Origin of the sequence: Mesorhizobium sp. M1E.F.Ca.ET.041.01.1.1 (assembly GCF_003997355.1) — a bacterium.
Classification (GTDB): domain Bacteria; phylum Pseudomonadota; class Alphaproteobacteria; order Rhizobiales; family Rhizobiaceae; genus Mesorhizobium.
In genome coordinates this window covers 1-4,912 of sequence record NZ_RZSL01000474.1, presented here as the reverse complement: position 1 = coordinate 4,912, position 4,912 = coordinate 1, and the positions used below count along the sequence as shown (strand labels likewise).

General features: G+C 64.0%; 6 protein-coding genes. 1 reads left to right on the top strand and 5 read right to left on the bottom strand.

The genetic code is table 11. The annotated features are described in order from the left end of the window. Window positions 1–37: 37 nt before the first annotated feature. From EOA38_RS28140 to EOA38_RS28120, 5 genes are all read right to left on the bottom strand, one after another. The gene (locus EOA38_RS28140; RefSeq protein WP_126093885.1) at window positions 38–757 is read right to left on the bottom strand and encodes an isoprenyl transferase; all 720 of its coding nucleotides are present in this window, start codon (window positions 755–757) and stop codon (window positions 38–40) included. A 32-nt stretch (window positions 758–789) separates the two neighbouring features. After that, window positions 790–1,344 (bottom strand): ribosome recycling factor, encoded by a 555-nt coding sequence (gene frr / locus EOA38_RS28135; protein WP_126095905.1) that lies wholly within the window; start codon window positions 1,342–1,344, stop codon window positions 790–792. Between the two features lie 90 nt (window positions 1,345–1,434). After that, complete coding sequence (gene pyrH, locus EOA38_RS28130) at window positions 1,435–2,157, bottom strand: UMP kinase (RefSeq protein WP_127300758.1); 723 nt, start codon at window positions 2,155–2,157, stop codon at window positions 1,435–1,437. Between the two features lie 149 nt (window positions 2,158–2,306). Continuing rightward, window positions 2,307–3,416: an aldo/keto reductase gene (locus tag EOA38_RS28125; protein ID WP_127300757.1), complete on the bottom strand. Its 1,110-nt coding sequence runs from the start codon at window positions 3,414–3,416 to the stop codon at window positions 2,307–2,309. Between the two features lie 29 nt (window positions 3,417–3,445). Then, a complete protein-coding gene (locus EOA38_RS28120; protein WP_127300756.1) occupies window positions 3,446–3,973 on the bottom strand; it encodes a nuclear transport factor 2 family protein in 528 nt (175 codons plus the stop codon). A gap of 114 nt (window positions 3,974–4,087) precedes the next feature. On the opposite strand from EOA38_RS28120, the gene EOA38_RS28115 reads away from it, so the two are divergent. Beyond that, the coding region (locus EOA38_RS28115; protein ID WP_145966098.1) for a LysR family transcriptional regulator at window positions 4,088–4,912 on the top strand (825 nt) is incomplete at its 3' end.

The window sequence follows — 4,912 nt, the reverse complement described above, 5'->3', positions numbered from 1 at the left end:
ATGACACGCTGCTGGAGATTGCTCATTGGTGCTGGCGCTACGAGGCGACGTCGCGGGCGGCGAGCCCGCCGAAACGGCGCTCGCGACCGGCAAAGTCCCGCAGGGCATCGGCGAGATGCTCGCGGCTGAAGTCCGGCCAGAAACAAGGCAGGAAGACGAGCTCGCTGTAGGCGGCCTGCCACAAAAGGAAGTTCGACAGCCTGAGCTCGCCGCTGGTGCGGATCACCAGGTCCGGATCGGGAATGCCTTCGGTGTCGAGCGAACCGGCAAAGCTCTCCATCGTGATAGCGTCGCTGTCCATCTCGCCGCGCGCCACGGCGGCGGCGAGCTTGCGCGCGGCGCGCACGATCTCGTCGCGGCCGCCGTAGTTGAAGGCGATGACGAGCGTCAGCGCCTCGTTGCGCGCGGTCAGCGATTCGGCTTCCTGCAGCAGCCCCCTGATATCGGGCTGCAGCCCTTCCCGGTCGCCGATTATTCGCACCCGCACGCCGTTCTGATGCAGCTCTGCCAAATCACGTCGGATGAAGAGCTTCAACAGACCCATCAGGTCGCTGACTTCGGATTTCGGCCGCGACCAGTTTTCCGAGGAGAAGGCGTAGACGGTCAGGTAGGAAATGCCGAGCTCGGGAGCCGCGCGCACCGTCTTGCGCAGGGCCTCGACGCCGGCGCGGTGGCCGGCAAGCCGCGGCATGCCGCGCGCCTTGGCCCAGCGTCCGTTTCCATCCATGATGATCGCGACATGCGCGGGCGTTGCCATGGTCTCGCTTTCGAGCCGGAGAAAAACCGACCCTAAACCTGCATGATTTCAGCTTCCTTATCGGAAAGCAGGTGATCGATAGTGCTGATCATCTCGTCGGTCAGCTTCTGAACCTGGTCGGAGCGCTTGCGATGATCGTCTTCGCTGAGCGTGCCGTCCTTTTCGGCCTTCTTGAGGAAATCCATGCCGTCGCGACGGACGTGGCGAACCGCGACGCGGGCGTTCTCGGCATAGCCATGCGAAATTTTGACCAGTTCCTTGCGGCGCTGCTCGTTAAGCTCGGGCAGCGGAATCCTGAGATTGGTGCCGTCAACGATCGGGTTGAAGCCGAGATTGGCTTCGCGGATGGCGCGGTCGACGGCGCTGACCATCGACTTGTCCCAGACCGAGACCGAAATCATGCGCGGCTCCGGTACCGTCACATTGGCCACCTGGTTGATCGGCATCGCCGTGCCATAGGCCTGGACCTGGACGGCGTCGAGCAGGTTGCTGGACGCGCGGCCGGTGCGCAGCGAAGCGAGATCGTGCTTGAAGGCCGCGATCGCCCCATCCATGCGCCGCTTGAGATCGTCGTACTCGCCACTCATGATCATCTCCTCGACCCGTTCGCCGGGGTTCACTGCTTCTCTTCTAGTCCTGTCCGGAACCGGCAATCGTTTAGCCGACTCCGGCCCCGGTCAATTGTCCGCGACGACCGTGCAACGGCCGCCGCCCCTCAGGATTTCGCCGAAACCACCCTTTTCGTGGATCGAATAGACGATTATCGGAATGTTGTTTTCACGCGCAAGTGCAATCGCGGCCGTATCCATGATCGTAAGCCCGCGTTTGATGACTTCGGCATGACTTATGCGGTCGAAGCGTACCGCATCCGGATCCTTCTTGGGGTCGGCCGAATAGACGCCATCGACCTGGGTGCCCTTGAACAGCGCATCAGCCCCGATCTCGGCGGCGCGAAGCGCGGCAGCCGAATCGGTGGTGAAGAACGGATTGCCGGTGCCGCCGGCAAAGATCACCACCTTGCCCTGGTTCATATAGGCGGTCGCTTGACGCTGGGAGAAGCTCTCGCAGAGCTCGGGCATGGCGATGGCCGAAAGCACCACGGCATCGACGCCGATCTTGTTCAGCGAGGTGCGCAGCGCCAGCGAGTTGATGACGGTGGCCAACATTCCCATGTGGTCGCCGGTGACGCGGTCGCCGCCCTTGGAGGCGACGGCCACGCCGCGGAAAATGTTGCCGCCGCCGATGACGACGCCGACTTCGATGCCGAGCGCCCGCGCCTCGGCAATGTCGGCGGCGATGCGGTCGACGACCGAAACATCGATGCCGAAATGCTGTTCTCCCATCAACGCTTCGCCCGAAGCTTTCAGCAAGACACGTCGATAGAGGGGCTTCACCGTCATCTGGTTCCTCGAAAATCTCGGCGCGGCAAATCTGGAGGCGAAAATTGCCCAGCTTCGCCTGGCGGCGCTGGCATGATGGTCCGACCCGATACACGAAGGGCGCGGCGATGTCACGCCGCGCCCTCGCGCAAAATCCCAGGCTTTTTCGATCAGTTGCTGCTGATGCTGACCGCCTGGCCTTCGACCAGGACCGGCAGCGAATAGCCGGAAGGCTTGTCGCCGGTCACGGTACCGCCCGTGACCCTGACCTGGATCTGCGAGCCGAAATACGGATGAGGAAATGGCGCCGGAACGCTGCTGACCGCTTCCAGTCGCTGACGAAGTGCGGCGGGAATTTCGAAATCCAGCGCCGCGAGGTTGTCCTGCAGTTGGGCAAGCTTCGTCGCGCCGAGGATGACGGTGGCGATGCCGGGCTGCGTCGCAACCCAGTTGAGCGCCACCTGGGCCATGCTGCGTCCGAGTTCGGCGGCCACCTTCTCGAGCTCCGCCACGATTGCCCAGTTGCGATCGCTGAATTTCTGGAAACCCGGATGCGTGGTGTTGCGGAAGCCGTCGAGTCGCCCGGCATTCCCGGCCTGCGTCGGGCGGTACTTGCCGCTGAGCAGCCCGCTGGCCAAGGGGCTCCAGACCATGATGCCGGCGCCGTGATGTGTGGCCATAGGCACGAATTCATGCTCGATCGTGCGCTCAGTCAGCGAATATTCGAGCTGCAAGGCCGAGATCGGCTCATAGCCGCGCAGTTCGGCGATCGCCTGCGCCCTGCCTGCATACCAGGCCGGCACATCGGAAAGGCCGATATGGCGCACCTTGCCGGCGCGCACCAGATCATCGAGCGTGCGCAGCACCTCCTCGGCCGGCGTCAGCCTGTCCCACACATGCATGAGGTAGAGGTCGATGTAGTCGGTGCCGAGCCGCTTCAGCGAAGCTTCCACGGCGCGCATGATGTTCTTGCGGCCATTGCCGCCGGCATTCGGATTGCCCGGTTCCGAATTGAAGGTGAATTTGGTGGCGATCACCGCCTTGTCGCGCAAGCCCCGCTCGGCGACGAATTCGCCGAGCCAGGTCTCGGCGGTGCCGCCGGTATAGAGGTCAGCGGTGTCGAAGAAATTGCCGCCGGCCTCGACATAGGCGTCGAACATGGCGCGGGCGGTATCCCTGTCAGCGCCCCAGCCCCATTCGGTGCCGAAGGTCATGGTGCCCAGCGCCATCCGGCTGACGCGCAGGCCGCTGTTGCCGAGCGTGTAATAGGTCATGCTCATGATGTTCTCCGATCGTGTTTGATGCCGGCTTATTGGCCGGGGGTCGCCTTGACCCAGGGATTGCCGCGCTCATGCGTCATGCGGAAGGTGAACCCGTCGACCTTCCAGCCGGCGCCGGATCGGGTTAGGTGGTGCTCATAGGTGCCCCAGACTTCCCAAAGCGGATCGCCATTGCCTTCCATCCTGTTCCAGGCATAGCCGTTGGAAAGGACGGTCGCCGCGTCGCCTTCGATGGCGGCCTGGTGATTGGTGCGCAGATGCAGGCTCGTCTTGCTGCCCTTGAGGTTGGCCGCCCAGGTGCCGATCAGATCGTCGGAGGCGATGGTGGCCGGCGGCTGCCCGGAAAGGGTGCTAAAATCGACGGCGACGCGGTCGGCGAAGTAGCTGCGCGCCAGCTTCCAGTCCTGCGCATCGACGGCGCGGTCGATGGCGTCTGCGATCCGGATGACGGCGCGCTCGTCGGCAAGTGCCTGCCAGCCCTCTGGCTGGGCCCCGCCGGCATCGACCGGCGCCAGCGCCAATCCTGCGGCGAAGGTCACATGTCTCAACGCATTCATGTCTTTTCTCCTCGAGCATCAGCCCACCGCCGATGTGTCGAGGACAATGTGGAGCAGCGCGTTGGCATCGATAAGATTGCATTGTTCGCAAAGACCATGCGATATTATTCATGAATGGATCGGGATCTGCTCACGCATCTGCCTGTTGTCGTTGCCGTGGCGCGACGCGGCGGCTTTGCGCTTGCCGCTGCCGAGCTCGGCATGAGCCCGTCGGCCGTCAGCCATGCGGTGCGGCTAGTGGAAGAGCGGATCGGCCAGCCGCTGTTCGCGCGCACGACGCGCAGCGTTTCGCTGACGGAAGCCGGCAAGGCGCTGGTGGAGACGGCCGCCCCTGCCCTTCAGGACATTGGCGAGCGGATGGATCGCATCCGCGGCATCAAGGGCCGGCCCTCCGGCCTGCTCAGGATCAACGCCTCCAACATCGCGATCCCTTTGGCGGTCACGCCCGTTGTGGCGGCCATGGCCGAGCGCTATCCCGATGTGACGGTCGAGGTTTTCGCCGAACAGGGTCTTGTCGATATCGTCGGAGAAGGTTTCGACGCCGGCATCAGGCTGGGCGAGATGATCGCGCAGGACATGGTCACCGTGCGGCTCACGCCGCCCTTCAAGGCCGTGGTCGTCGCGTCACCCGCCTATATCGGAAAACACGGCCGTCCGCGCGACGTGGCCGACCTCGCGAACCACAATTGCATCGGCTACCGGCTCGTCCGCTCTGGCGGACTCTATCGCTGGGATCTGAACGAGGACGGCAAGGATGTCGTTGTCGAGACGCGCGGCACGGCCGTCGTCACCGATTCGCTTGGCGCCATCGATCTGGCGCTTGCCGGCGTCGGGCTCGCCTATGTCTTCGAGCCGCTGGTGCGCGCCGATCTTGCCGCCGGTCGCCTGGTCCAGGTCCTGCCGAAGACGGCGATCGAGGAGCCGGGCCTCTTCCTCTAC

Bases quoted from the DNA above. Each gene is read 5' to 3' on its own strand.
- EOA38_RS28140 (WP_126093885.1), bottom strand. From the start codon at position 757: ATGGCAACGCCCGCGCATGTCGCGATCATCATGGATGGAAACGGACGC.
- EOA38_RS28125 (WP_127300757.1), bottom strand. From the start codon at position 3,416: ATGAGCATGACCTATTACACGCTCGGCAACAGCGGCCTGCGCGTCAGC.
- pyrH (WP_127300758.1), bottom strand. From the start codon at position 2,157: ATGACGGTGAAGCCCCTCTATCGACGTGTCTTGCTGAAAGCTTCGGGC.
- EOA38_RS28120 (WP_127300756.1), bottom strand. From the start codon at position 3,973: ATGAATGCGTTGAGACATGTGACCTTCGCCGCAGGATTGGCGCTGGCG.
- frr (WP_126095905.1), bottom strand. From the start codon at position 1,344: ATGAGTGGCGAGTACGACGATCTCAAGCGGCGCATGGATGGGGCGATC.